Below are 26,484 nucleotides of genomic sequence, written 5' to 3' on the forward strand. Positions count from 1 at the left end.
GCCGCGCACCCGGTCGCGCCGTTGCAGTTCCAGGCGCGAGCATGAGGAGCACCGTTGAGCAGGTTGCGCTGGCTGACCGCGGGGGAGTCGCACGGCCCCGCACTCGTGGCGACGCTGGAGGGTCTTCCCGCCGGCGTCCCGATCACCACGGAGATGGTGGCGGACGCACTCGCCCGGCGGCGGCTCGGCTATGGCCGCGGCGCACGGATGAAGTTCGAGAAGGACGAGGTCACCTTCCTGGGCGGAGTACGCCATGGTCTGACCATGGGGTCCCCGGTCGCCGTGATGGTGGGCAACACCGAATGGCCCAAGTGGGAGCAGGTCATGTCGGCCGACCCGGTCGATCCCGACGAGCTCGCCACCCTGGCCCGTAATGCCCCGCTGACCCGTCCCCGGCCGGGCCACGCCGACCTCGCGGGCATGCAGAAGTACGGCTTCGACGAGGCCCGGCCGATCCTGGAGCGCGCCAGCGCCCGGGAGACCGCGGCCCGGGTGGCGCTCGGCGCCGTCGCGCGGTCGTACCTCAAGGAGACCGCGGGCATCGAGATCGTCAGCCACGTCGTCGAGCTGGCCGCGGCCAAGGCGCCGTACGGTGTCTACCCCACGCCCGCCGACGTCGAGAAGCTCGACGCCGACCCGGTGCGCTGCCTCGACGCCGCCGCGAGCAAGGAAATGGTCGCCGAGATCGACCAGGCCCACAAGGACGGCGACACCCTGGGCGGTGTCGTCGAGGTGCTCGCGTACGGAGTGCCGGTCGGCCTCGGCTCGCACGTGCACTGGGACCGCCGTCTCGACGCGCGCCTCGCCGCAGCGCTGATGGGCATTCAGGCGATCAAGGGTGTCGAGGTCGGAGACGGCTTCGACCTGGCCCGGGTTCCCGGCTCGAAGGCGCACGACGAGATCCTGGTCACCGAGGACGGCATCAAGCGCGCCTCCGGCCGCTCCGGTGGTACCGAGGGCGGTCTGACCACCGGCGAGCTGCTGCGGGTCCGCGCCGCGATGAAGCCCATCGCGACCGTGCCCCGCGCGCTCGCCACCGTCGACGTCGTCACCGGTGAGCCGGCCAAGGCGCACCACCAGCGCTCCGATGTCTGCGCGGTGCCGGCCGCCGGCATCGTCGCCGAGGCGATGGTCGCGCTGGTTCTGGCCGACGCCGTGGCGGAGAAGTTCGGCGGGGACAGCGTCCCCGAGACCCACCGCAACGTGCAGTCGTACCTCGACCACCTCCAGATCCGATGAGCGGCCCGCTGATCGTCCTCGTCGGCCCGATGGGCGTCGGCAAGTCCACGGTCGGTGAGCTGCTCGCCGGCCGGCTCGGCACCACCTACCGGGACACCGACGCGGATGTCGTGGCCACGGCGGGCAAGCCGATCTCGGAGATCTTCTACGACGAGGGCGAGGAGCACTTCCGCGAGTTGGAACGGCAGGCGGTACGCACCGCCGTCGCCGAGCACACCGGCGTCCTCTCACTCGGCGGCGGAGCCGTGCTCGACGAGACGACCCGCACCCTGCTCGCCGACCACGCGGTCGTCTACCTCTCGATGGACGTCGAAGAGGCCGTCAAGCGGGTCGGGCTGAACACCGCGCGCCCGCTGCTCGCCGTCAACCCGCGCCGGCAGTGGCGCGAGCTGATGGACGCCCGCCGCCATCTCTACACCGAGGTGGCCAGGGCGACCGTCGCCACCGACGAGCGCACACCCGAAGAGGTCGCCCAGGCGGTCCTCGACGCACTGGAACTGCCGGAGAGCGCGGGCGACCCCGCGGCGCCCGGCCGGGAGAACACACGCATGACGGACCAGGGACCCACACGCATCCAGATCGCCGGGAGCGCGGGCACCGACCCGTACGAGGTGCTGGTCGGCCGACAGCTGCTCGGTGAGCTGCCCTCGCTGATCGGCGACCGCGCACGGCGGGTCGCGGTCCTGCACCCCGAGGCGCTCGCCGAGACCGGTGAGGCGGTCCGGCAGGACCTCGCCGACCAGGGGTACGAGGCCATCGCCATTCAGCTGCCGAACGCCGAGGAGGCCAAGACCGTCGAGGTCGCGGCGTACTGCTGGAAGGCGCTCGGCCAGACCGGATTCACCCGCACCGACGTCATCGTCGGCGTCGGCGGCGGCGCCACCACCGATGTGGCCGGGTTCGTCGCGGCGACGTGGCTGCGCGGGGTGCGCTGGATCGCCGTGCCGACGACCGTGCTCGCCATGGTCGACGCGGCCGTCGGCGGCAAGACGGGCATCAACACCGCCGAGGGCAAGAACCTCGTCGGCTCCTTCCACCCGCCGGCCGGGGTGCTCTGCGACCTCGCCGCCCTCGACTCGCTTCCCGTGCACGACTACGTCAGCGGCATGGCCGAGATCATCAAGGCCGGTTTCATCGCCGACCCCGCGATCCTCGACCTGATCGAGTCGGACCCGGAAGGCGCCCGTACGCCCGCCGGACCGCACACCGCCGAGCTGATCGAGCGCTCCATCCGGGTCAAGGCCGAGGTCGTCTCCAGCGACCTCAAGGAGTCCGGGCTGCGCGAGATCCTCAACTACGGGCACACCCTCGCCCACGCCATCGAGAAGAACGAGCGCTACAAGTGGCGCCACGGCGCGGCCGTCTCCGTCGGCATGGTCTTCGCCGCCGAGCTGGGCCGGCTGGCCGGGCGCCTGGACGACGCCACCGCCGACCGGCACCGCACCGTCCTGGAGTCCGTCGGACTGCCGCTCACGTACCGCGGCGACCAGTGGCCCAAGCTGCTGGAGAACATGAAGATCGACAAGAAGTCCCGCGGCGACCTGCTGCGCTTCATCGTCCTCGACGGCCTGGGCAAGCCCACCGTCCTGGAGGGACCCGACCCGGCGGTGCTGCTCGCCGCGTACGGGGAGGTGTCGGCGTGACCCGCCGGGTCTTCGTGCTCAACGGGCCGAACCTCGGCCGACTCGGATCCCGTGAGCCCGATGTGTACGGCGCGACGTCGTACACCGGACTCGTCGAGACCTGCAGGACGCTCGGCAAGGAGCTCGGCTTCGACGTCGACGTCCGGGAGACCAACGACGAGGGCGAACTGATCCGCTGGCTGCACGAGGCCGCGGACGGGGCAATTCCGGTCGTTCTCAACCCAGGAGCCTTCACGCATTACTCGTACGGAATGCGGGACGCGGCCGCTCAGCGCACCGCCCCGCTCATCGAGGTGCACATCTCGAACCCGTACGCACGGGAGGAATTCCGCCACACCTCCGTCGTCGCGCCGGTCGCCACGGGGACCGTGGCCGGATTCGGCATCGGCTCCTACCGGCTCGCCCTGCGCGCCCTCGCCGACGAACTCACGGACTGACACGGAGCCCCGTCGGCCGGAACACCGGCCGCCGGGGCACTCCGGACCGTCCCCGACCGTTCCCTGTGCGACGGCCGGGAGGGGGCACCTCCCAGCGGTAGCCGGGGGAGGTACGGTTGCCGTTCCACCACGCCAGTTGCCTGTACGAGACGGAGTGGCACCGGATGCAGCATGCAGTGGGGGCCCCGCTGCCGCCGCCCCAAGGACCCGGAAACGGACCTGCCGGCTGGACGCACCAGGCCCAGCACCCCGGCCACCCCGGTCCGCCGGGGCCGCCGCCACCTCCGCCTCCCGCGCCCCAGGGCCCCGGCTGGACGGGCCCCGCCCCGCACCACGCCCCGGCGCCCGTGTCCCGGGAGACCACCGGGCACATCCAGCTGCCGCCCGGCGGCCCCGTGCCGCTGCCCGCACCACCCCCCGAGCCCGGCACGGGCACGGCGACGCTCGCCGTCCTCCTGATCGGCCCCGCGGGCGCGGGCAAGACGACCGTGGCCAAACTGTGGGCCGGCCGCCGCCGCGTTCCCACCGCCCACGTCAGCCTCGACGACGTCCGCGAATGGGTCCGCTCCGGCTTCGCCGACCCGCAGACCGGGTGGAACGACCACTCGGAGGCCCAGTACCGCCTGGCCCGTCGCACCTGCGGCTTCGCCGCCCGTAATTTCCTGGCCAACGGGATCTCCTGCATCCTCGACGACGCGGTCTTCCCGGACCGCCCCGTCGTGGGCCTGGGCGGCTGGAAGCGTCATGTGGGCCCGGGGCTTCTGCCCGTGGTGCTCCTGCCCGGCCTGGAGATCGTTCTGGAGCGCAACGCCGCCCGCAGTGGCAACCGCCGCCTCTCGGACGAGGAGGTCGCCCGGATCCACGGACGGATGGCTGGCTGGTACGGCTCGGGGCTGCCGATCATCGACAACTCGACGTACGACGTGGAGACCACGGCCCGCGTCCTCGACGACGTACTCGCCCGCTCGATAGCCAGCCCGCCGGCCTGGTGACGGCAGGTCGGCCCCCGGTCGGATGCGCTGACCGGGCGGCCCGGCGCCCCCGCTCGTAGGCTCGTGGCATGTCAGAGGTGTACGCCGTCCGCCGCGGGCTGCTCCGCGACCGGTGCGCCGCCGTCGGATCCGCGGCCGCCCTGGTCTCCCGCCCCGCCAACGTCCGCTATCTCGCGGGCGGAGCGCCCCCGGGTGCCGTGCTGCTGCTCGGCCCCGACGAGGACGTTCTGCTCTGCCCCCGCGAGCCGACCGGCGAACCCGACCATGGGCACACCGACGACCAGCTGCGGCTGGCCCCGTTGCCCCCCTCCGGCGGCGAAGACCCGGCGGTCGCCGCAGCCGACCTGGCCACCACCTCCGGCGCGGAATCGCTTGCCGTCGAGGAACACGATCTGACGGTCTCCCGTCACCGGGCCATGGCCTCGGTCGCCCCGCGGCTCCGGCTGACCGATCTCGGCGCCACGGTCGAGCAGCTGCGCATCGTCAAGGACGAGGAGGAGATCGCCTGTCTGCGGATCGCCGCCGAGATCACCGACCAGGCTCTCGGTGAACTCCTCGAATCGATTCTGGTCGGCCGCACCGAACGGCACCTCGCCCTGGAACTGGAACGGCGGCTGGTGGACCACGGCGCCGACGGCCCCGCCTTCGCCACCTCGGTGGCCACCGGACCCAACTCGGGTCAGGGCCGTCACCGGCCCTCGGACCGGCGCGTGGAGGAGGGAGATTTCCTCTCCGTCTGTCTCGGCGCGAACTATCGCGGCTACCGGTGCGAGATCGGCCGTACGTTTGTCATCGGGACCGCGCCGGCCGCCTGGCAGATCGATCTGTACGACCTGGTTTTTGCCGCTCAGCGGGCCGGACGCGAGGCTCTCGTGCCGGGCGCGGCATACCGCGATGTGGACCGTGCGGCCCGGCATCTCCTGGACTCCGCAGGCCACGGAGAGTGCCTCGCGCCCTGGACCGGGCACGGTGTGGGACTCGAAATCGACGAGGACCCGCAGCTGGCACCGGCAGCCATGGGTAAACTGGACGCTTGTGTGCCGGTCACCGTCGAACCGGGGGTCCACCTCCCGGGTCGGGGCGGGGTCCGGATCGATGACACGCTCGTCGTGCGCCCCGAGGCGGACGGCGGACCCGAGCTACTCACCATTACGACCAAGGAGCTGCTCGCGCTCTAGCGCGCATCCTTGGCCGTCCACCAGCTTCAGTCCAGGAGATTCCGCAACCGTGGCTTCCACGAACGACCTCAAGAACGGCCTGGTGCTCAAGCTCGACGGAGGCCAGCTCTGGTCCGTCGTCGAGTTCCAGCACGTCAAGCCCGGCAAGGGCCCGGCTTTCGTGCGCACCAAGCTCAAGAACGTGCTCTCCGGCAAGGTCGTCGACAAGACGTTCAACGCCGGCGTGAAGGTCGAGACGGCCACCATTGACCGCCGCGACATGCAGTTCTCGTACATGGACGGCGAGTACTTCGTCTTCATGGACATGGACACGTACGACCAGCTGATGGTCGACCGCAAGGCTGTCGGCGACGCCGCCAACTTCCTCATCGAGGGCTTCACGGCCTCCGTGGCCCAGCACGAGGGCGAGGTGCTCTACGTCGAGCTGCCGGCCGCCGTCGAGCTGACCATCCAGCACACCGACCCGGGCGTGCAGGGTGACCGCTCCACCGGTGGCACCAAGCCCGCCACGCTGGAGACCGGTTACGAGATCGGCGTCCCGCTCTTCATCACCACCGGTGAGAAGATCAAGGTCGACACCCGCACGGGCGACTACCTCGGCCGGGTGAACAGCTAACCGTGGCTGCCCGGAACACGGCCCGCAAGCGCGCCTTCCAGATTCTCTTCGAGGCCGACCAGCGCGGTGAGTCCGTGCAGACGGTCCTCGCGGACTGGGTCCGGCACTCGCGGTCCGACACCCGTCAGCCGCCGGTCACCGAGTACACGATGGAGCTCGTCGAGGGGTACGCGCAGTACGCCGACCGGATCGACGACCTCATCGTCACCTACGCCGTGGACTGGGAGATCGACCGCATGCCGGCCGTCGACCGGAACATCCTGCGGCTCGGAGCGTACGAGCTGATCTGGGTGGACGGGACGCCGGACGCGGTGGTCATCGACGAGGCGGTGCAGCTTGCCAAGGAGTTCTCCACGGATGACTCCCCAGCCTTTGTGAACGGGCTGCTCGCCCGGTTCAAGGACCTCAAGCCGAACCTTCGCCGCGAGGCGTAGGCTGCGGCGGCGTTCAGCCCACGAAGGGCCCACGGTCGGGTGACCGTGGGCCCTTCGGCGTGTGCGGGGCCCCTGGGCGGGGCGGGTCTGCTGTGTGGTGCGGTGCCCGGGTCCGGGGTGACCGGTTCCGTCCTCAATCGCCGGACGGGCTTGAGGTGTCGGCCTGGCCCTTGGTGGCACGGTCGCCTGTCCCGGTGGGTGATGGTCCGGGGCCCCTCCGGGGTGTCTCCTCGGGCGACGAACGTTCGGCGGGTACGCGGGGGAGCCCGGGTATCCGTTCGTCGTCCTGCGGGGACTCCCCTGCACGGCCCCGGACCGGCCGTCGCGCGTCAGCGGCCCGGTGTGCGCTCCTGTCACGACCGCCGGGTCGGGGGCGCGGGCGATGCCTGGGTGGGGCCGTGCAGGGGAGTCCCCGCAGGGGCTGGCGTGCGTGCCGGGTTCGTCCGCGTTGCCGGCTTCCGCGCCAGTCCTGAGGAGACGCCCCGGAGGGGCCCCGCCCACCACCCACCGCACGGTGCGGCGGCGCCCCCGGGGCACGGCGCCGAAAATTGGAGCCCGTCCGGCGATTGAGGACGGAACCCCGCCCCCCGGACCCGGGTGCGAGAACCGCACCGCCCCCCGCGGCGGCCCCGCACCCCGGACCGGGGCAGAAAAAACGCCGGGTTGCCGGGCCCGAAAAGGCGCCCGGCAACCCGGCGGTACGTTTCTGCTGGCCGAGGCTTCAGCCCCGGACGTCAGCCTTCCTCGTGGGCAACCGCGCGACGCGCGTCCGCGTCCAGCACGCCCCAGCTGATCAGCTGTTCCGTGAGCACGGACGGCGACTGGTCGTAGATCACGGCCAGCGTGCGCAGGTCGTCCTGGCGGATCGAGAGCACCTTGCCGTTGTAGTCACCGCGCTGGCTCTGGATCGTCGCGGCATAGCGCTGCAGCGGTCCGGCCTTCTCCGGCGGGACGTGAGCAAGCCGCTCGAGGTCCAGGACGAGCTTCGGCGGCGGCTCTGCGGCCCCGCCCGGCGTCGTACCGGGCAGAAGCTCCTGCACCGGGACCCCGTAGAAGTCCGCCAGCTCGGCGAGGCGCTGTACGGTGACGGCGCGGTCGCCGCGCTCGTACGAGCCGACCACGACGGCCTTCCAGCGGCCCTGGGACTTCTCCTCCACGCCATGGAGGGAGAGGCCCTGCTGGGTGCGGATGGCACGGAGCTTGGCCCCGAGCTGTTTTGCGTATTCGCTGGACATAAGGCTCCCCGGACGAAGTCTGGTAACTCACTGTGAGGTTACGCAGCGTTACTTGGATGCGTCAAGCCGAATGGTCCGGACCGGCACCTCCCGGGGGTGCGACCAAGGGCTGGTACAAGCCCTGGTAACGTTGATGACGCAATTTCGACGTCCTTTAAGGTCCGTCCAGTGAGGCGGAGAAGGAGGTCCGTTTCTTATGGACGCACAGCACGAAGCCACCGGCAATGCGGCACGCCCCGTTCTGGAGGCTCCCGACATCGCCCGAGTACTGACCCGCATCGCCCACGAAATCGTCGAACGCGCCAAGGGCGCCGACGACGTGGTCCTGCTCGGCATCCCGACCCGAGGTGTCTTTCTCGCCCGTCGGCTCGCCGACAAGCTCCAGGAGATCACCGGCCGGAAGATGCCGGTCGGCTCCCTCGACATCACCATGTACCGCGACGACCTGCGGCTGCGCCCGGCGCGCGCCCTGGCCCGTACCGAGATCCCCGGCGAGGGTATCGAGGGCCGCCTGGTCGTCCTGGTGGACGATGTTCTCTTCTCCGGCCGCACGATTCGCGCCGCGCTCGACGCGCTCGGCGACATCGGCCGGCCCCGCGCGGTGCAGCTTGCGGTCCTCGTCGACCGAGGCCACCGCGAGCTCCCGATCCGTGCCGACTACGTCGGCAAGAACCTCCCCACGTCGCTGCGGGAGACGGTCAAGGTCCAGCTCGCAGAGGAGGACGGCCGTGACGCCGTACTGCTCGGTGTCCAGCAGACCGCCCCGGCAGGCGAGCAGTAGCTGCATACCTTCCGTACGACGCACTGGTCGTACGACAGCTTCCGCGCGCCCGCATGCCTGAACTCTCCAGGAGAACACCCAGATGAAGCGTCACCTCATCTCGGCCGCCGACCTCACCCGCGACGACGCCGTCCTGATCCTCGACACCGCCGAGGAGATGGCCCGGGTAGCGGACCGGCCGATCAAGAAACTCCCGACCCTGCGCGGCCGTACCGTCGTCAACCTCTTCTTCGAGGACTCGACGCGCACCCGCATCTCCTTCGAGGCCGCTGCCAAGCGCCTCTCCGCCGATGTCATCAACTTCTCCGCGAAGGGCTCGTCGGTCTCCAAGGGCGAGTCGCTCAAGGACACCGCGCTGACCCTGGAGGCGATGGGCGCCGACGCCGTCGTCATCCGGCACGGTGCCTCCGGCGCCCCGTACCGCCTCGCGACGTCCGGCTGGATCGACGGAGCCGTCGTCAACGCCGGTGACGGCACCCATGAGCACCCCACCCAGGCGTTGCTCGACGCGTTCACCATGCGTCGCCGGCTGGTCGGCGCCGGCGCCGACGCCGGCCTGGGCCGGGACCTGGACGGACGGCGGATCACCATCGTCGGCGACATCCTGCACAGCCGGGTCGCCCGCTCCAATGTCCACCTGCTGCACACGCTCGGCGCCCATGTCACCCTGGTGGCCCCGCCGACTCTCGTGCCGGTGGGCGTGGAGCAATGGCCCTGCGAGGTCAGCTACAGCCTCGACGAGGTGCTGCCGAAGTCCGACGCGGTGATGATGCTGCGTGTGCAGCGCGAACGGATGAACGCCGCGTACTTCCCGACCGAGCGCGAGTACTCCCGCCGCTACGGCCTGGGCGGCGAGCGCATGGCCAGGATGCCGGAGCACGCCATCGTCATGCACCCCGGCCCGATGGTCCGTGGCATGGAGATCACCGCCGAGGTCGCCGACTCCGACCGCTGCACGGCCGTCGAGCAGGTCGCCAACGGTGTCTCCATCCGGATGGCGGTGCTCTATCTGCTGCTGGGTGGGTCCGAGCCCGCCACCACCCTTGATCGAAGCGCTGCGCGCCCCGCTGATTCCGAGGAGAACAAGTAATCATGAGCAAGATCCTTATCCGCGGCGCGAAGGTCCTCGGTGGCGAGCCCCAGGACGTCCTGATCGACGGCGAGACCATTGCAGAGGTCGGTGCCGGTATCGATGCCGGCGACGCGACCGTCGTCGAAGCCGAGGGGCAGGTTCTGCTGCCCGGTCTGGTCGACCTGCACACCCATCTGCGTGAGCCCGGGCGCGAGGACTCCGAGACCGTTCTCACCGGCACCAAGGCGGCGGCGGTCGGTGGCTTCACCGCCGTGCACGCCATGGCCAACACCTTCCCGGTCGCCGACACCGCCGGTGTCGTGGAGCAGGTCTGGCGGCTCGGCAAGGAGTCCGGCTACTGCGACGTGCAGCCGATCGGCGCCGTCACCGTCGGGCTGGAGGGCAAGCAGCTCGCCGAGCTCGGCGCCATGCACGATTCGGCCGCTGGAGTGAAAGTCTTCTCCGACGACGGCAAGTGTGTCGACGACGCGGTGATCATGCGGCGCGCGCTGGAGTACGTGAAGGCGTTCGACGGTGTCGTCGCCCAGCACGCCCAGGAGCCCCGCCTGACCGAGGGCGCCCAGATGAACGAGGGCATCGTCTCGGCCGAGCTCGGTCTCGGCGGATGGCCGGCCGTCGCCGAGGAGTCGATCATCGCCCGCGATGTTCTCCTCGCCGCCCACGTCGGCTCCCGGGTGCACATCTGCCACCTGTCCACCGCCGGCTCGGTGGAGATCGTCCGCTGGGCCAAGTCCAAGGGCTGGAACGTGACCGCCGAGGTCACCCCGCACCACCTGCTCCTCACCGACGAGCTCGTACGGTCGTACGACCCGGTCTACAAGGTGAACCCGCCGCTGCGCACCGAGGCCGACGTGCTGGCCCTGCGCGAGGCGCTCGCCGACGGCACGATCGACTGTGTCGCCACCGACCACGCCCCGCACCCGCACGAGGACAAGGACTGCGAGTGGGCCGCGGCCGCCATGGGCATGGTGGGCCTGGAGACCGCGCTCTCCGTCGTCCAGCAGACGATGGTCGAGACGGGGCTCCTCGACTGGGCGGGCGTCGCCGACCGGATGTCGTTCCGCCCGGCCGCCATCGGCCGGCTCGACGGACACGGCCGTCCCGTCTCGGCCGGTGAGCCCGCCAACCTCACGCTGGTCGATCCGGCATACCGTGGAGTCGTGGACCCCGCGGGCTTCGCCTCCCGCAGCCGCAACACCCCGTACGAGGGGCGCGAGCTGCCGGGTCGCGTCACCCATACGTTCCTGCGGGGCCGTGCCACGGTCGTCGACGGGAAGCTCGCGTGACATCACTGACCCCCCTGTACCAGCTGGCCGCCGAGCAGAAGTCGGCGGACGTGACCGACTGGTCCGCCCGCATCAGCTGGGTGATCGGACTGATCGTCTTCATCGCCTTCATCTACTGGCTGATGCGCCAGGGGTGGAAGTGGCGGGGGAGCCTGCAGTCCGATCTGCCGGAGCTGCCCGCCACGCCGGAGGGGTACGCCGACGGCGAGCCGCTGCTGACGATGACCGGCCGCTACCACGCCTCGACGACCGCCGGGCAGTGGCTCGACCGGATCGTCGCCCACGGCCTCGGTACCCGCAGCCGCGTGGAGCTCACGCTGACCGAGCAGGGACTCGACGTCGTACGCCCCGGAGCAGCCGACTTCTTCGTCCCCGCCGCGCAGCTGCGTGACGCCCGGCTCGACAAGGGCATCGCGGGCAAGGTCCTCCCCGAGGGCGGCCTGCTGATCATCACCTGGGCGCTCGGCGACAAGCTGATCGACTCCGGCTTCCGCTCCGACCGCTCGGCCGAACACCCGGCCTGGGTCGACGCCATTCACCACCTCACCAGCACTACGGAAGGCACCGCACGATGACCATCTCCACCCGGGGAGCCGCCAAAGCTCCCGCCGTACTCGTCCTGGAGGACGGCCGCGCCTTCCGCGGCCGCGCCTACGGGGCCGTGGGGGAGACCTTCGGCGAGGCGGTGTTCTCCACCGGCATGACCGGCTACCAGGAGACCCTGACTGACCCCTCGTACCACCGCCAGGTCGTCGTGATGACGGCCCCGCACGTCGGCAACACCGGGGTGAACGACGAGGACCCCGAGTCCCAGCGGATCTGGGTCTCCGGCTACGTGGTGCGCGACCCCGCCCGGGTGCCGTCCAACTGGCGCTCGCAGCGTTCGCTCGACGAGGAGCTGGAGCGCCAGGGCGTCGTCGGCATCAGCGGCATCGACACCCGCGCCCTCACCCGCCACCTGCGCGAGCGCGGCGCCATGCGCGTCGGCATCTTCTCCGGCGACGCGGTCGCCGACGAGGCCACGCTGCTGGCCCGGGTGCTGGAAGCCCCCGAGATGGTGGGCGCCGACCTCTCCGCCGAGGTCGCGACCAAGGAGACGTACGTCGTCCCCGCGATCGGCACCAAGAAGTTCACCGTCGCCGCGATCGACCTCGGCATCAAGGGCATGACCCCGCACCGGATGGCCGAGCGCGGCATCGAGGTGCACGTCCTGCCCGCCACGGCCACCCTCGAAGAGGTGTACGCGGTCCGGCCCGACGGAGTCTTCTTCTCCAACGGCCCCGGCGACCCGGCCACCGCCGACCACCCGGTCTCCGTCATGCAGGGCGTCCTGGAGCGGAAGACGCCGCTCTTCGGCATCTGCTTCGGCAACCAGATCCTGGGCCGCGCCCTCGGCTTCGGCACGTACAAGCTGAAGTACGGCCACCGCGGCATCAACCAGCCGGTGCAGGACCGCACGACCGGCAAGGTCGAGGTCACCGCGCACAACCACGGCTTCGCCGTCGACGCCCCGCTGGACAAGGTGTCGGACACGACGTTCGGCCGCGCCGAGGTCTCCCACGTCTGCCTGAACGACCAGGTCGTCGAGGGGCTGCAACTCCTCGACCAGCCGGCCTTCAGCGTCCAGTACCACCCCGAAGCAGCCGCGGGCCCGCACGACGCCGCGTACCTCTTCGACCGTTTCGTATCCCTGATGGAGGGCCAGCGTGCCTAAGCGCTCCGATATCCAGTCCGTCCTGGTCATCGGCTCCGGCCCGATCGTCATCGGTCAGGCCGCCGAGTTCGACTACTCCGGCACCCAGGCCTGCCGCGTCCTCAAGGCCGAGGGCCTGCGCGTCATCCTGGTGAACTCCAACCCGGCGACGATCATGACCGACCCGGAGATCGCCGACGCCACGTACGTCGAGCCGATCACCCCCGAGTTCGTCGAGAAGATCATCGCCAAGGAGCGCCCCGACGCGCTGCTCCCGACGCTGGGCGGCCAGACCGCGCTCAACACCGCGATCTCCATGCACGAGAACGGTGTCCTGGAGAAGTACGGCGTCGAGCTCATCGGCGCCAATGTCGAAGCCATCAACAAGGGCGAGGACCGCGACCTCTTCAAGGGCGTCGTCGAGGCCGTCAACGCGAAGATCGGCCACGGCGAGTCCGCCCGCTCGGTCATCTGCCACACGATGGACGACGTGATCCAGGGCGTCGACACGCTCGGCGGCTATCCCGTCGTCGTCCGGCCCTCCTTCACGATGGGCGGCGCCGGTTCCGGCTTCGCGCACGACGAGGAGGAGCTGCGCCGGATCGCGGGTCAGGGCCTCACGCTCTCCCCGACCACCGAGGTGCTCCTGGAGGAGTCCATCCTCGGCTGGAAGGAGTACGAGCTGGAGCTGATGCGCGACAAGCACGACAACGTCGTGGTCGTCTGCTCCATCGAGAACTTCGACCCGATGGGCGTCCACACGGGTGACTCGATCACCGTCGCCCCGGCGATGACGCTCACCGACCGCGAGTACCAGCGGCTGCGCGACATCGGCATCGCGATCATCCGCGAGGTCGGCGTCGACACCGGCGGCTGCAACATCCAGTTCGCCATCGACCCGACCGACGGCCGGGTCATCGTGATCGAGATGAACCCGCGCGTCTCCCGCTCCTCGGCACTGGCGTCGAAGGCCACCGGCTTCCCGATCGCCAAGATCGCCGCCAAGCTGGCCGTCGGCTACACGCTCGACGAGATCCCCAACGACATCACCGAGAAGACCCCGGCCTCCTTCGAGCCGACGCTCGACTATGTCGTCGTCAAGGCCCCGCGCTTCGCCTTCGAGAAGTTCCCGTCCGCCGACTCGACCCTCACCACCACCATGAAGTCGGTGGGCGAGGCCATGGCGATCGGCCGCAACTTCACCGAGGCGCTCCAGAAGGCGCTGCGCTCCCTGGAGAAGAAGGGCTCGCAGTTCGCCTTCACCGGTGAGCCCGGCGACAAGGCCGAGCTGCTGGCCGAGGCGGTGCGCCCGACCGACGGCCGGATCAACACGGTGATGCAGGCGATCCGGGCCGGCGCCACCCAGGAAGAAGTCTTCGACGCCACGAGGATCGACCCCTGGTTCGTCGACCAGCTCTTCCTGATCAAGGAGATCGCCGACGAGCTGGCCGCCGCCGACAAGCTGGGTCCCGAGCTGCTTGCCGAGGCCAAGCGGCACGGATTCTCCGATGTCCAGATCGCCGAGATCCGCGGTCTGCGCGAGGACGTCGTCCGTGAGGTGCGGCACGCGCTCGGCATCCGCCCGGTCTACAAGACGGTCGACACCTGCGCCGCCGAGTTCGCCGCGAAGACGCCGTACTTCTACTCCTCGTACGACGAGGAGAACGAGGTCGCGACCCGCACCAAGCCCGCGGTGATCATCCTCGGCTCGGGCCCCAACCGCATCGGTCAGGGCATCGAGTTCGACTACTCCTGCGTCCACGCCTCCTTCGCGCTGAGCGACGCGGGCTACGAGACCGTGATGGTCAACTGCAACCCGGAGACCGTCTCCACCGACTACGACACCTCCGACCGCCTGTACTTCGAGCCGCTGACGCTCGAGGACGTGCTGGAGATCGTGCACGCCGAGTCCCTCGCGGGCCCGATCGCCGGTGTCATCGTCCAGCTCGGCGGACAGACCCCGCTGGGCCTGTCGCAGGCGCTCAAGGACAACGGGGTGCCGGTCGTCGGCACCTCCCCGGAGGCGATCCACGCCGCCGAGGACCGCGGCGCGTTCGGCCGCGTCCTGGCCGAGGCCGGACTCCCGGCCCCGAAGCACGGCACCGCCACCACCTTCGCCGAGGCCAAGGCCATCGCCGACGAGATCGGTTACCCCGTCCTCGTACGCCCGTCGTACGTGCTCGGCGGCCGCGGCATGGAAATCGTGTACGACGAGACGCGGCTCTCCTCGTACATCGCCGAGTCCACCGAGATCAGCCCCACCCGGCCGGTCCTGGTCGACCGCTTCCTCGACGACGCCATCGAGATCGATGTCGACGCCCTCTACGACGGCACCGAGCTCTACCTCGGCGGTGTCATGGAGCACATCGAGGAGGCCGGTATCCACTCCGGCGACTCCGCCTGCGCGCTGCCCCCGATCACCCTCGGCGGCTACGACATCAAGCGGCTGCGCGCCTCCACCGAGGGCATCGCCAAGGGCGTCGGCGTCCGTGGGCTGATCAACATTCAGTTCGCGCTCTCCGGCGACATCCTGTACGTCCTGGAGGCCAACCCGCGCGCCTCCCGCACCGTCCCCTTCACGTCGAAGGCGACCGCGGTGCCGCTCGCCAAGGCCGCCGCCCGCATCTCGCTGGGCGCGACCGTCGCCGAGCTCCGCGAGGAGGGCCTGCTGCCGAAGAACGGCGACGGCGGCACCCTGCCGCTCGACGCACCGATCTCCGTCAAGGAGGCCGTCATGCCGTGGTCGCGGTTCCGCGACATCCACGGCCGCGGTGTCGACACGGTCCTGGGCCCGGAGATGCGCTCCACGGGTGAGGTCATGGGCATCGACTCGGTCTTCGGCACGGCGTACGCCAAGTCGCAGGCCGGTGCCTACGGCCCGCTGCCCACCAAGGGCCGTGCCTTCATCTCCGTCGCGAACCGCGACAAGCGCTCGATGATCTTCCCGGCCCGCGAGCTGGTCGCCCACGGCTTCGAGCTGATGGCCACCTCCGGCACCGCCGAGGTCCTCAAGCGCAACGGCATCAACGCCACCGTCGTGCGCAAGCAGTCCGAGGGCGAGGGCCCGAACGGCGAGAAGACCATCGTCCAGCTCATCCACGACGGTGAGGTCGACCTGATCGTCAACACGCCGTACGGGACGGGCGGCCGCCTCGACGGCTACGAGATCCGTACCGCGGCCGTGGCCCGCGCGGTGCCGTGCCTGACCACGGTCCAGGCGCTCGCCGCCGCTGTCCAGGGCATCGACGCGCTCACCCACGGAGACGTCGGCGTACGTTCCCTCCAGGAACACGCGGAACATCTGACCGCGGCCCGCGACTAGGCAGCCCAGCAGGGGGACACCGGAAACGGTGTCCCCCTCTCTGTGAGGACACTCCCATGTACAAGTTCTTCTTCCGGCTGGTCTTCAAGCGGATGGACCCGGAGCAGGCCCACTACCTGGCCTTCCGGTGGATCCGCCTCGCGGCCCGCATCCCCGTCCTGCGCACCTTCGTCGCCGCGACGCTCGCCCCCCGCTACAAGGAGCTGCGCACCGAGGCCCTCGGCCTGCGCATGCACGGCCCGTTCGGCCTCGCCGCGGGCTTCGACAAGAACGCCGTCGCGATCGACGGCATGTCGATGCTCGGTTTCGACCACATCGAGATCGGTACGGTCACCGGCGAGCCGCAGCCCGGCAACCCCAAGAAGCGCCTCTTCCGCCTTGTGGCGGACCGGGCGCTGATCAACCGCATGGGGTTCAACAACGAGGGCTCCGCGGCCGTGGCCGAGCGCCTGGCCACCCGTAACCCCGTCTTCCGGACGACGGTCGGCGTCAACATCGGCAAGACCAAGGTCGTGCCGGAGGCCGAAGCCGTCGGCGACTACGTGAAGTCCACCGAGCGGCTCGCCCGCCACGCCGACTACCTCGTCGTCAACGTCTCCTCGCCCAACACGCCCGGTCTGCGCAACCTCCAGGCCACCGAGGCGCTGCGCCCGCTGCTCACCGCCGTGCGCGAGGCGGCCGACCGGACCGTCACCGACCGCCGGGTGCCGCTCCTCGTCAAGATCGCCCCCGACCTCGCCGACGAGGACGTCGACGCGGTCGCCGACCTCGCGGTCGAGCTCGGCCTGGACGGCATCATCGCCACCAACACCACCATCGCCCGCGACGGCCTCGGGCTGAAGTCCTCGCCGTCGCTCGTCGGGGAGACCGGCGGACTCTCCGGCGCGCCCCTCAAGGCGCGCTCCCTGGAGGTCCTGCGGCGCCTCTACACGCGGGTCGGCGACGAGATCACCCTGGTGGGCGTCGGCGGCATCGAGACCGCCGAGGACGCCTGGCAGCGCATCCTCGCCGGCGCCACCCTCGTCCAGGGCTACAGCGCCTTCATCTACGAGGGCCCGTTCTACGCCCGCGCGATCCACAAGGGCCTGGCCGCACGCCTCGCCGCCTCCCCGTACGCCATCCTCGCCGAGGCCGTCGGCGCCGAGACCCGGAAGGCCACGAAGTGACTTGTGAACCCTTCGGCGCACGACTGCGCCGTGCCATGGACATCCGCGGGCCGCTCTGCGTCGGCATCGACCCGCACGCCTCGCTGCTCACTTCCTGGGGTCTGAACGACGACATCGCGGGCCTGGAGCGCTTCACGCGCACCGTCGTCGAGGCGCTGGCCGACCGGGTGGCCGTCCTCAAGCCGCAGTCCGCGTTCTTCGAGCGGTTCGGGTCGCGCGGCATCGCCGTCCTGGAGAAGGGCGTCGAGGAGGCGCGGGCGGCCGGCGCGCTCGTCCTGATGGACGCCAAGCGCGGTGACATCGGCTCCACCATGGGCGCCTACGCGGCGACCTATCTGGACAAGGACTCGCCGCTGTTCTCCGACGCGCTCACCGTTTCGCCGTACCTCGGCTTCGGCTCGCTCCGTCCGGCGCTCGACGCGGCCGTCCTCTCCGGCGCGGGCGTCTTCGTCCTCGGACTCACCTCCAACCCCGAGGGCGCCGAGGTGCAGCGCGCCACCGCCGCGGACGGCCGGTCGCTGGCCCAGGTGATGCTCGACCACGTGGCCGCCGAGAACGAGGACGCCGAGCCGCTCGGCTCGGTCGGCGTCGTGATCGGCGCCACGCTCGGCGACGCGGGCGTGGATCTGGCGGTCAACGGACCGCTGCTGGCCCCCGGGATCGGCGCCCAGGGTGCCACCCCCGCCGATCTGCCGGGTGTCTTCGGTGCCGCGGTGGGCAACGTGCTGCCGAGCGTGAGCCGGGGCGTGCTGCGCCACGGACCGGACGCGTCGGGGCTGCGCGAAGCCGCCGAACGGCTCACGGATGAGGTCCGTGCAGCCGTTCAGGAAAGCTGACCATGCCATGTAACAGCGTGTTGACGGAATCATGACCTGAAAACGCGGTTGTTATGTCTGAAATGTCCTGGTCGGCTCAGGCTGACCAGGACTTTTCGTCTGTTCTCGCTGACTCCGGCGGCCTTGGCCGCTAGTCTCCGTCGAGAGCCAACGTGCACAGGTTGTTCGTTGCTCACCAGGTGTGGGGCGACTAGGTTCCTCACTGGTCCGTATCCGACAGATCGACATCCGAGGTGACGTAGGCGTGGCTCTTCCGCCCCTTACCCCTGAACAGCGCGCAGCCGCGCTCGAAAAGGCCGCCGCGGCTCGCCGGGAGCGGGCCGAGGTCAAGAATCGACTCAAGCACTCCGGCGCCTCGCTCCACGAGGTCATCAAGCAGGGCCAGGAGAACGACGTCATCGGCAAGATGAAGGTCTCCGCCCTGCTGGAGTCCCTGCCCGGCGTGGGCAAGGTCCGCGCCAAGCAGATCATGGAGCGGCTCGGGATCTCCGAGAGCCGCCGTGTGCGGGGTCTCGGCTCCAACCAGATCGCTTCCTTGGAGCGAGAGTTCGGCGGCTCCGCCGCCTGACGTGCTCAGGCACCCCTGAGAACGGGGATAATCGCTCCATGGCTGCAACATCCCGGGGGACGTCCCCCGTACCCCCGGACGTACGTCCGCGGCTGACCGTGCTCTCCGGCCCCTCCGGAGTCGGCAAGAGCACGGTCGTCGCTCACATGCGCAAGGTGCACCCCGAGGTCTGGCTCTCGGTGTCGGCGACGACCCGCAAGCCGCGCCCCGGAGAGCGCAACGGTGTCCACTACTTCTTCGTGGACAACGACGAGTTCGACAAGCTGATCGCCAACGGCGAACTGCTGGAGTGGGCCGAATTCGCCGGCAACCGGTACGGCACACCGCGCCGCGCCGTGCTCGAACGTCTCGACGCGGGCGAGCCGGTCCTTCTGGAGATCGATCTCCAGGGGGCCCGGCTGGTGCGCCAGTCGATGTCCGACGCACAGCTGGTCTTCCTCGCCCCGCCGAGCTGGGACGAGCTGGTGCGCCGGCTCACCGGCCGCGGGACCGAGGCGCCCGAGGTGATCGAGCGTCGGCTCTCCGCCGCCAAGGTCGAGCTCGCCGCCGAATCCGAGTTCGATACGACGCTGGTCAACACCTCCGTCGAGGACGTATCACGTGAGCTGCTAGCCTTGATGCTTCAGGCTTCCGCCCGCCGTGACAGCAGCGCCTGAACCAGCCGAACCGGAGCACCACCCCGGCGGAATCCGCAGAATCAAAGATTTCTTTGATCTTTACCCCCTTCGGAAGGCAGAGAGTGTCCTCTTCCATCACCACGCCCGAGGGCATCATCAACCCGCCGATTGATGAGCTCCTTGAGGCCACCGACTCGAAGTACAGCCTTGTGATCTACGCCGCCAAGCGCGCGCGTCAGATCAACGCGTACTACTCGCAGCTCGGCGAGGGCCTCCTCGAGTACGTCGGTCCGCTCGTCGACACCCATGTGCACGAGAAGCCGCTCTCGATCTCGCTCCGCGAGATCAACGCGGGCCTGCTGACCTCCGAGGCCATCGAGGGCCCCGCTCAGTAAGCAGGAACAAAGCATCTTCACCACAGGCCCGGCGGCCACCACCGCCGGGCCTGTGGTGTGTCCGGGGTCGTGGGGGCGCCTCCGGTGCCGTGAGGCAGCATGGGGGTTGTACGTGTCCGAGTACGTACCCGAGTGCGGGGAGACGCAGTGGAGAAGCCGAAGGTCGTTCTGGGGGTCAGCGGGGGTATCGCCGCCTACAAGGCGTGCGAGCTGCTGCGACGGCTGACCGAGTCCGGTCACGACGTACGGGTCGTCCCGACCGGGTCCGCGCTCCAGTTCGTGGGCGCCGCCACCTGGTCGGCGCTCTCCGGGCACCCGGTGTCGACCGAGGTGTGGAACGACGTCCACGAGGTGCCGCACGTCCGCATCGGGCAGGGCGCCGACCTCGTCGTGGTCGCCCCCGCCACCGCCGACATGCTCGCCAAGGCCGCCCACGGTCTCGCCGACGACCTGCTCACCAACACGCTTCTCACCGCTCGCTGTCCGGTGGTCTTCGCGCCCGCCATGCACACCGAGATGTGGGAGCACCCCGCCACCCAGGAGAACGTCGCCACGCTGCGCCGGCGTGGCGCCGTCGTCGTCGAGCCCGCCGTCGGCCGGCTCACCGGCGTCGACACCGGCAAGGGCCGGCTGCCCGATCCCGGCGAGATCTTCGAGGTCTGCCGCCGAGTGCTGGCCCGCGGGCCCGTCGCGCCGGACCTGGTGGGCCGCCATGTGGTGATCAGCGCCGGCGGTACGCGGGAGCCGCTCGACCCGGTCCGCTATCTCGGCAACCGCTCCTCCGGGAAGCAGGGGTACGCGCTGGCCCGTACCGCGGTCGCCCGCGGGGCCAGGGTCACGCTCATCGAGGCGAACACCGGACTGCCCGATCCGTCGGGCGCCGACGTCGTGCGGGTCGGCACGGCGGTGCAGCTGCGAGAAGCGGTACTGAAGGCCGCGTCCGACGCCGATGTCGTGGTGATGGCGGCCGCGGTCGCCGATTTCCGCCCGGCCGAGTACGCCGAGGGGAAGATCAAGAAGAAGGACGGCCAAGAGCCCGCGCCGATCGTGCTCGTCCGCAATCCGGACATCCTCGCCGAGGTCTCCGCCGAGCGGGCGACGCCGGACCAGATCGTCGTCGGGTTCGCCGCCGAGACCGACAACGTGCTCGCCAACGGCCGCGAGAAGCTCCTGCGCAAGGGCTGTGACCTGCTCGTCGTCAATGAGGTGGGGGAGCGCAAGACCTTCGGCTCCGAGGAGAACGAGGCGGTGGTCCTGGCGGCCGACGGCGGCGAGACCCCGGTGCCGTACGGTCCCAAGGAGGGGCTCGCCGACACGGTCTGGGATCTCGTGTCGGCACGCTTCTCACCCCAGACGTGATTAAGCTCTCACACCGGTGAAAAACCTTCCATATCCGGGCGTGAGTGGCTTCTCCGGAGGGTGATTCTCGTACCGCGGACATCAGTGCCGCAGGTCACAGAACTCCCAAAGGGCGAGACACGTGTCCGGCAGCCGACAGCGACCGATAAACTGATGCCGGACCGTGCCGGGCGCAGCTCCCGGCCGTCCGCCAATGATCAGCCAGCAGCCGCTGCAACCCCAGGGAGCGATGTGTCCCGCCGTCTCTTCACCTCGGAATCCGTTACCGAGGGTCACCCCGACAAGATCGCTGACCAGATCAGCGACACCATTCTCGACGCCCTCCTGCGCGAGGACCCGACTTCGCGCGTCGCCGTCGAGACCTTGATCACCACCGGTCTGGTGCACGTCGCGGGTGAGGTCACGACCAAGGCCTACGCCGACATCCCGACTCTGGTGCGCAACAAGATCCTGGAGATCGGCTACGACTCCTCGAAGAAGGGCTTCGACGGCGCCTCCTGCGGTGTCTCGGTGTCCATCGGCGCGCAGTCGCCCGACATCGCTCAGGGCGTCGACACCGCCTACGAGAAGCGGGTCGAGGGTGCCTCCCGCAGGGATGAGGAGGACGAGCTCGACAAGCAGGGCGCGGGCGACCAGGGCCTGATGTTCGGCTACGCCTGCGACGAGACGCCCGAGCTCATGCCGCTCCCGATCTACATCGCGCACCGGCTCTCCCGCCGGCTGTCCGAGGTCCGCAAGAACGGGACCATCCCGTACCTGCGCCCCGACGGCAAGACCCAGGTCACCATCGAGTACGACGGCGACAAGGCTGTCCGCCTCGACACCGTCGTCGTCTCCTCGCAGCACGCCAGCGACATCGACCTGGACTCGCTGCTCGCCCCCGACATCCGCGAGTTCGTCGTCGAGCACGTCCTCTCGCAGCTGATCGAGGACGGCATCAAGCTGGACACCGACGGCTACCGGCTGCTGGTCAACCCGACCGGCCGCTTCGAGATCGGCGGCCCGATGGGCGACGCCGGACTGACCGGCCGCAAGATCATCATCGACACGTACGGCGGCATGGCCCGCCACGGCGGCGGCGCCTTCTCGGGCAAGGACCCGTCGAAGGTTGACCGCTCGGCGGCGTACGCGATGCGCTGGGTCGCCAAGAACGTCGTCGCGGCGGGCCTCGCGGCCCGTTGCGAGGTGCAGGTCGCGTACGCGATCGGCAAGGCCGAGCCGGTCGGCCTGTTCGTCGAGACGTTCGGCACCGCCGCGGTCGAGACCGAGAAGATCGAGCACGCCATCGGCGAGGTCTTCGACCTCCGCCCGGCCGCGATCATCCGCGACCTCGACCTGCTGCGTCCGATCTACGCCCAGACCGCGGCGTACGGCCACTTCGGCCGTGAGCTCCCCGACTTCACCTGGGAGCGCACGGACCGCGTGGAAGCACTGCGCAAGGCGGCCGGGCTGTAGGCCTGCCGCACTCACTCTGTACGCCGGGGCCCGGACACCGCACGCGGTGTCCGGGCCCCGGCGCGTGCGGCCGGGGCGTTCCGCCCGGGGCCGCTGTCAGTGGCGTCTGGTAGGAATTTGGCTGTGAGCAGCAACAACGAGCAGTCCGCGGAGCCCGACGGCGGGGCGCCGGAGCAGCTTGCGCTCATTCGGGAGACCGTGCGGCAGGCGAAGGTGCCGCGGGCCAAACCGCGGACCTGGCGGGGCGCCGCGCTCGCGAAGGAGCTGCCCGTCGCCCGGGTGCTGGTCAACAAGGGCGTGCTCCACCTCGACCAGTACTTCGACTATGCCGTGCCGGAGGAGCTCGACGCCGAGGCACAGCCCGGGGTGCGGGTGCGGGTGCGGTTCGGGGCCGGGGGGCGCAATGTCCGCGGTGGGCGCCGAGAGGGCGGCGGTCTCATCGACGGGTTCCTCATCGAGCGGCGTGCCGAGTCGGACTACCCGGGGGCGCTCGCCGCGCTGGCCTACGTCGTGTCGCCCGAGCCGGTGCTCGGACCCGAGCTGCTCGCCCTGTCGCGCGCGGTGGCCGACCGGTATGCCGGCAGCCTCGCCGATGTACTGCAGCTCGCCGTGCCGCCCAGGAACGGACGGGCCGAGTCCAGGCCCTCGCCGGAGCCGCTGCCACCGCCCCCGGCGCCGTCGCCCGGGAGCTGGGAGCGGTACGAGCAGGGTCCCGCGTTCCTGCGGTCACTGGCCGAGGGCGGTGCCCCCCGGGCGGTATGGACCGCGCTGCCCGGGCCGCACTGGCCCCAGGAGATCGCCAGGGTCGTGGCCGCCACCCTCGCCTCGGGGCGGGGCGCGCTGGTCGTCGTACCGGACGGGCGCACGGCGGGGCGCGTGGACTCCGCGCTCACCGAACTGCTCGGGGTGGGCCGCCATGCCCTGCTGACCGCCGACTCCGGGCCCGAGAAGCGGTACCGGGAGTGGCTTGCCGTGCGGCGCGGATCGGTGCGTGCGGTGGTCGGGACGCGGGCCGCGATGTTCGCTCCGGTCGCGGACCTGGGCCTGGTCGCCGTCTGGGACGACGGGGATGCGAGCCACAGCGACGACAACGCCCCCTTCCCGCATGTCCGGGAGGTCCTGGAGCTGCGGGCCGCGCACGGCCGGTGCGCGTTCCTGCTCGGCGGCACGAGCTGCACCGTGGAGGCCGCTCAGCTGGTGGAGACCGGCTGGGCGCTGCCGCTGCGAGCGGACCGGGAGCAGCTGCGGATCGCGGCGCCGCTGGTGCGTACCGTCGGCGACGGCGAGTTGGCCCGGGACGGGGCGGCCAGGGCCGCGCGGCTGCCCAGTCTCGCCTGGCAGACCGTACGGGACGGGCTGCGCCGCGGACCGGTGCTGGTCCAGGTGCCGCGTCGCGGATACGCGCCGCGGCTGGCCTGTGAGCGCTGCCGTGAACCCGCCCGGTGCCGCCACTGCGCCGGGCCGCTGGAGGCGCCGGACCAGCGGGATCTCAACTGTGCGTGGTGCGGGCGGGCCGAGACCGCCTGGCACTGCGCGGCCTGCGGCTCCCAGCGGCTGCGGGCCCAGATCGTCGGCGCCCGCCGGACGGCCGAGGAGCTCGGCCGGGCCTTCCCCGCCGTGCCGGTGCGGACGTCCGGCCGAGACCACATCCTGGACTCGGTGCCGGACGCGCCCGCGCTGGTCGTGAGTACCCCGGGCGCCGAACCCGTCGCCGAGGGCGGTTATGCGGCCGCGCTGCTGCTGGACGGCTGGGCGATGGTCGGCCGCCCCGATCTGCGGGCCGGCGAGGAGGCGCTGCGTCGCTGGACTGCCGCGGCCTCGCTGGTACGGGGACAGCCGGACGGCGGCACGGTGGTGATCGTCGCCGAACCGACCCTGCGGCCGGTCCAGGCGCTGGTGCGCTGGGACCCGGTCGGCCACGCCCGCCGCGAGCTGGCCGAACGCGCCGAGCTGGGTTTCCCGCCGGTGTCCCGGATGGCATCGGTGACCGGCCTGCCGGAGGCGCTCGTGGCGTTCCTTGCCGCCGCCGAACTGCCGCCGGAGGCGGAGGTGCTCGGCCCGGTCCCGGTTCCGGGTACCGAACCCGGCAGACCCAGAAGACCGTGGGACGCGCCGCTGGGGGAGAGCTGGGAGCGGGCGCTGCTCAGGGTTCCGCCGGGCAGCGGCGCCGCGCTGGCCGCCGCGCTGAAGACGGCACAGGCCGCGCGGACGGCCCGGGGCAGCGGTGATCCGGTCCGGATCAGGATCGATCCCCCGGACATCGGCTGACCCGGCCCGCCGCCCACCGGCCCGGTGGACGGCGTACATGCGACTGCCCCGCCGTGCGTCAGGCACGGTGGGGCAGAGGGGACTCGGTCAGCCGTTGCGCGGGCCGGGGAAGACGCCGGGGCGCAGCTCCTCGCGCAGGGGCGGCCGGTCCGAGGAGGGCTGCGGGGGCATGGAGCGGGCGGCGGGTACGGCGGGCAGCACCGGAGCCGTACCGGACCCGGGCGTCACGGGCAGCGGACGCGGCACGGCGGTCTCGGCCGCCTCCTCGGTGGTTCCCTGCTGCGGGGTGTTCCGGCGGGCGCCGTAGCGCCGGTGGACCGCCTGCTTGGTGACTCCGAGCGCGGAGCCCACCGCGTCCCAGGAGAAGCCCAGTGAGCGGTCGAAGTCCACTGCCGCCGTCACCAGGGTCTCGACGCTGTCGCGCAGTTCCTGGGCCAGCCTGACGGTGGGGGCCGGGGCCCTGCCGTAGACGACGAAGCCCGTGGAGGGGCCGGAGCGGCGCGGACGGTAGACGTTGCCCAGTTGGGCCGTGAGCGTGCGCAGTGCGTCCACCTGCCGCCGGACCCGCTCGATGTCCCGCACCAGCAGATGCAGGCTGGCCCGCGCTTGGGCGTCGTGGGTTGCGTGGTCGGCCATGAAGAAGCCTCTCGAGCCGGCGTTGAAGGGGGGCCGGGCCGCTCCGTGGCGACCCGCTTCGGTCAATCTCTCTTGACCAACGCGTCACCCGGCGATGTGGTCACGCTCCAGGGGCGTATGCGTAGATGCGCGGGGCGCACGGCCGTGAGTACGCCCCCTTGGCGGATGGCCCATAGACTCTTGCGTTGCTCGTCACCGTACGTCTCGGCCCGAGAGGCAGTCAGCCACCCATGAAGCTCGTCTTCGCAGGCACCCCCGAGGTTGCCGTCCCCGCCCTGGACGCCCTGATCGCTTCCGACCGGCATGAGGTGGCCGCCGTCGTCACCCGGCCCGACGCCCCCGCGGGGCGCGGCCGCCGGCTGGTCGCCAGCCCCGTCGCCGAGCGCGCCGAGGAGGCCGGGATCGAGGTGCTCAAGCCCGCCCGCCCGCGTGACGAGGACTTCCTCGCGCGGCTGCGGGAGATCGCCCCGGACTGCTGTCCGGTCGTCGCGTACGGGGCGCTGCTGCCCAAGATCGCCCTCGACGTACCCGCCCGCGGCTGGGTCAACCTCCACTTCTCGCTGCTGCCCGCCTGGCGCGGCGCGGCACCCGTCCAGCACGCGGTGATGGCCGGCGACGAGGTCACCGGCGCCTCGACCTTCCTGATCGAGGAGGGGCTCGACTCGGGCCCGGTGTACGGCGTCCTCACCGAGGAGGTGCGGCCCACGGACACCAGCGGTGACCTGCTGACCCGGCTCGCCTTCGCCGGTGCCGGGCTGCTCGCCGCGACCATGGACGGCATCGAGGACGGCACGCTGCACGCCGTGCCGCAGCCCGTGGACGGCGTCACCCTCGCACCGAAGATCACCGTCGAGGACGCCGAGGTGCAGTGGTCCGCACCGGCGCTGAGGGTCGACCGGGTGGTGCGTGGCTGCACACCCGCCCCCGGGGCATGGACGCTCTTCCGTGGGGAACGCCTCAAGCTGATCCAGGCCGTGCCGGTCCTGGACCGCGCCGACCTGGCGCCCGGTGAGCTGTCCGCGTCCAAGAACCATGTGTACGTCGGCACCGGGTCGCACGCGGTCGAGCTGCTCTGGGTCCAGCCGCAGGGCAAGAAGCCGATGCGGGCCGCGGACTGGGCGCGCGGGGTGCGGATCGTCCTGGGGGAGCTGGTGGGGATCTAGGGGCTTTCGTTCGGATCGGGCCGGATCGGGGAACGGCCCGCCGCGGAGCGGTTGATGTCGTCGTGGTGCGTG

Annotated in this window: 24 protein-coding genes; 22 read left to right on the forward strand and 2 right to left on the reverse strand. The window is 70.9% G+C overall.

Features of this window, described 5'->3' with window-relative positions; genetic code table 11:
- Positions 1 to 54: 54 nt before the first annotated feature.
- The 7 genes from aroC to nusB all read left to right on the forward strand — a co-directional run bounded on the left by aroC (position 55) and on the right by nusB (position 6,539).
- The gene (gene aroC, locus OG395_RS40965; RefSeq protein WP_037695345.1) at positions 55 to 1,239 is read left to right on the forward strand and encodes a chorismate synthase; all 1,185 of its coding nucleotides are present in this window, start codon (positions 55 to 57) and stop codon (positions 1,237 to 1,239) included.
- Positions 1,236 to 2,882: a 3-dehydroquinate synthase gene (gene aroB / locus OG395_RS40970; RefSeq protein WP_327247425.1), complete on the forward strand. Its 1,647-nt coding sequence runs from the start codon at positions 1,236 to 1,238 to the stop codon at positions 2,880 to 2,882. Before aroC ends, aroB begins: the two co-directional genes overlap by 4 nt.
- Positions 2,879 to 3,319 (forward strand): type II 3-dehydroquinate dehydratase, encoded by a 441-nt coding sequence (gene aroQ / locus OG395_RS40975; RefSeq protein WP_037695342.1) that lies wholly within the window; start codon positions 2,879 to 2,881, stop codon positions 3,317 to 3,319. The genes aroB and aroQ overlap by 4 nt, the downstream gene beginning before the upstream one ends.
- 164 nt (positions 3,320 to 3,483) lie before the next feature.
- On the forward strand, positions 3,484 to 4,311 hold the full coding sequence (locus tag OG395_RS40980) for a Pro-rich N-terminal domain-containing protein (RefSeq protein ID WP_327247426.1): 828 nt from the start codon (positions 3,484 to 3,486) through the stop codon (positions 4,309 to 4,311).
- Between the two features lie 68 nt (positions 4,312 to 4,379).
- On the forward strand, positions 4,380 to 5,489 hold the full coding sequence (locus OG395_RS40985; protein ID WP_327247427.1) for an aminopeptidase P family protein: 1,110 nt from the start codon (positions 4,380 to 4,382) through the stop codon (positions 5,487 to 5,489).
- 49 nt (positions 5,490 to 5,538) lie between these two features.
- Positions 5,539 to 6,105, forward strand: a complete 567-nt coding sequence (efp, locus tag OG395_RS40990; protein ID WP_030918902.1) for an elongation factor P — start codon at positions 5,539 to 5,541, stop codon at positions 6,103 to 6,105.
- Positions 6,106 to 6,107: 2 nt separating this feature from the next.
- Positions 6,108 to 6,539 (forward strand): transcription antitermination factor NusB, encoded by a 432-nt coding sequence (nusB, locus tag OG395_RS40995; RefSeq protein ID WP_327247428.1) that lies wholly within the window; start codon positions 6,108 to 6,110, stop codon positions 6,537 to 6,539.
- Positions 6,540 to 7,273: 734 nt separating this feature from the next.
- Here the strand turns inward: nusB and bldD are convergent.
- On the reverse strand, positions 7,274 to 7,774 hold the full coding sequence (gene bldD / locus OG395_RS41000; protein WP_014044812.1) for a transcriptional regulator BldD: 501 nt from the start codon (positions 7,772 to 7,774) through the stop codon (positions 7,274 to 7,276).
- A 196-nt stretch (positions 7,775 to 7,970) separates the two neighbouring features.
- Between bldD and pyrR the strand changes: the two genes are divergently transcribed.
- The 14 genes from pyrR to OG395_RS41070 all read left to right on the forward strand — a co-directional run bounded on the left by pyrR (position 7,971) and on the right by OG395_RS41070 (position 24,613).
- Positions 7,971 to 8,555 (forward strand): bifunctional pyr operon transcriptional regulator/uracil phosphoribosyltransferase PyrR, encoded by a 585-nt coding sequence (gene pyrR / locus OG395_RS41005; RefSeq protein WP_327247430.1) that lies wholly within the window; start codon positions 7,971 to 7,973, stop codon positions 8,553 to 8,555.
- A gap of 82 nt (positions 8,556 to 8,637) precedes the next feature.
- The gene (locus OG395_RS41010; RefSeq protein WP_327247432.1) at positions 8,638 to 9,645 is read left to right on the forward strand and encodes an aspartate carbamoyltransferase catalytic subunit; all 1,008 of its coding nucleotides are present in this window, start codon (positions 8,638 to 8,640) and stop codon (positions 9,643 to 9,645) included.
- 2 nt (positions 9,646 to 9,647) lie between these two features.
- Positions 9,648 to 10,934 (forward strand): dihydroorotase, encoded by a 1,287-nt coding sequence (locus tag OG395_RS41015; protein WP_327247433.1) that lies wholly within the window; start codon positions 9,648 to 9,650, stop codon positions 10,932 to 10,934.
- Positions 10,931 to 11,509, forward strand: a complete 579-nt coding sequence (locus tag OG395_RS41020) for a PH-like domain-containing protein (RefSeq protein WP_266987967.1) — start codon at positions 10,931 to 10,933, stop codon at positions 11,507 to 11,509. The genes OG395_RS41015 and OG395_RS41020 overlap by 4 nt, the downstream gene beginning before the upstream one ends.
- Positions 11,506 to 12,648, forward strand: coding sequence for a glutamine-hydrolyzing carbamoyl-phosphate synthase small subunit (carA, locus tag OG395_RS41025; protein WP_327247434.1), 1,143 nt, complete (start codon positions 11,506 to 11,508; stop codon positions 12,646 to 12,648). The genes OG395_RS41020 and carA overlap by 4 nt, the downstream gene beginning before the upstream one ends.
- Positions 12,641 to 15,949, forward strand: a complete 3,309-nt coding sequence (gene carB / locus OG395_RS41030; RefSeq protein WP_327247435.1) for a carbamoyl-phosphate synthase large subunit — start codon at positions 12,641 to 12,643, stop codon at positions 15,947 to 15,949. Before carA ends, carB begins: the two co-directional genes overlap by 8 nt.
- A gap of 56 nt (positions 15,950 to 16,005) precedes the next feature.
- Entirely contained in the window at positions 16,006 to 17,115 is a 1,110-nt protein-coding gene (locus OG395_RS41035; protein ID WP_327247436.1) for a quinone-dependent dihydroorotate dehydrogenase, read from the forward strand.
- Positions 17,112 to 17,951 carry an orotidine-5'-phosphate decarboxylase gene (gene pyrF / locus OG395_RS41040; RefSeq protein WP_327247437.1) on the forward strand — a complete coding sequence of 280 codons (840 nt, stop codon included), beginning with the start codon at positions 17,112 to 17,114 and terminating at the stop codon, positions 17,949 to 17,951. The genes OG395_RS41035 and pyrF overlap by 4 nt, the downstream gene beginning before the upstream one ends.
- Positions 17,952 to 18,195: 244 nt before the next feature.
- The gene (locus tag OG395_RS41045; protein WP_014157387.1) at positions 18,196 to 18,519 is read left to right on the forward strand and encodes an integration host factor; all 324 of its coding nucleotides are present in this window, start codon (positions 18,196 to 18,198) and stop codon (positions 18,517 to 18,519) included.
- Between the two features lie 38 nt (positions 18,520 to 18,557).
- Positions 18,558 to 19,175, forward strand: a complete 618-nt coding sequence (gmk, locus tag OG395_RS41050; protein ID WP_327247438.1) for a guanylate kinase — start codon at positions 18,558 to 18,560, stop codon at positions 19,173 to 19,175.
- An 83-nt stretch (positions 19,176 to 19,258) separates the two neighbouring features.
- Entirely contained in the window at positions 19,259 to 19,531 is a 273-nt protein-coding gene (gene rpoZ, locus OG395_RS41055; protein WP_037695306.1) for a DNA-directed RNA polymerase subunit omega, read from the forward strand.
- Positions 19,532 to 19,678: 147 nt separating this feature from the next.
- A complete protein-coding gene (gene coaBC, locus OG395_RS41060; protein ID WP_327247439.1) occupies positions 19,679 to 20,890 on the forward strand; it encodes a bifunctional phosphopantothenoylcysteine decarboxylase/phosphopantothenate--cysteine ligase CoaBC in 1,212 nt (403 codons plus the stop codon).
- A gap of 231 nt (positions 20,891 to 21,121) precedes the next feature.
- The gene (metK, locus tag OG395_RS41065) at positions 21,122 to 22,345 is read left to right on the forward strand and encodes a methionine adenosyltransferase (protein ID WP_266987981.1); all 1,224 of its coding nucleotides are present in this window, start codon (positions 21,122 to 21,124) and stop codon (positions 22,343 to 22,345) included.
- A 123-nt stretch (positions 22,346 to 22,468) separates the two neighbouring features.
- Positions 22,469 to 24,613, forward strand: a complete 2,145-nt coding sequence (locus OG395_RS41070) for a primosomal protein N' (RefSeq protein WP_327247440.1) — start codon at positions 22,469 to 22,471, stop codon at positions 24,611 to 24,613.
- 87 nt (positions 24,614 to 24,700) lie between these two features.
- Here the strand turns inward: OG395_RS41070 and OG395_RS41075 are convergent, their stop codons facing one another.
- Complete coding sequence (locus OG395_RS41075; RefSeq protein WP_327247441.1) at positions 24,701 to 25,249, reverse strand: hypothetical protein; 549 nt, start codon at positions 25,247 to 25,249, stop codon at positions 24,701 to 24,703.
- Between the two features lie 230 nt (positions 25,250 to 25,479).
- Here OG395_RS41075 and fmt point away from each other — a divergent pair, with 230 nt between their 5' ends.
- On the forward strand, positions 25,480 to 26,412 hold the full coding sequence (gene fmt, locus OG395_RS41080) for a methionyl-tRNA formyltransferase (RefSeq protein WP_327247442.1): 933 nt from the start codon (positions 25,480 to 25,482) through the stop codon (positions 26,410 to 26,412).
- Positions 26,413 to 26,484 lie beyond the last annotated feature (72 nt).

It is taken from the genome of Streptomyces sp. NBC_01320, assembly GCF_035974375.1.
Lineage (GTDB): Bacteria > Actinomycetota > Actinomycetes > Streptomycetales > Streptomycetaceae > Streptomyces > Streptomyces yanii.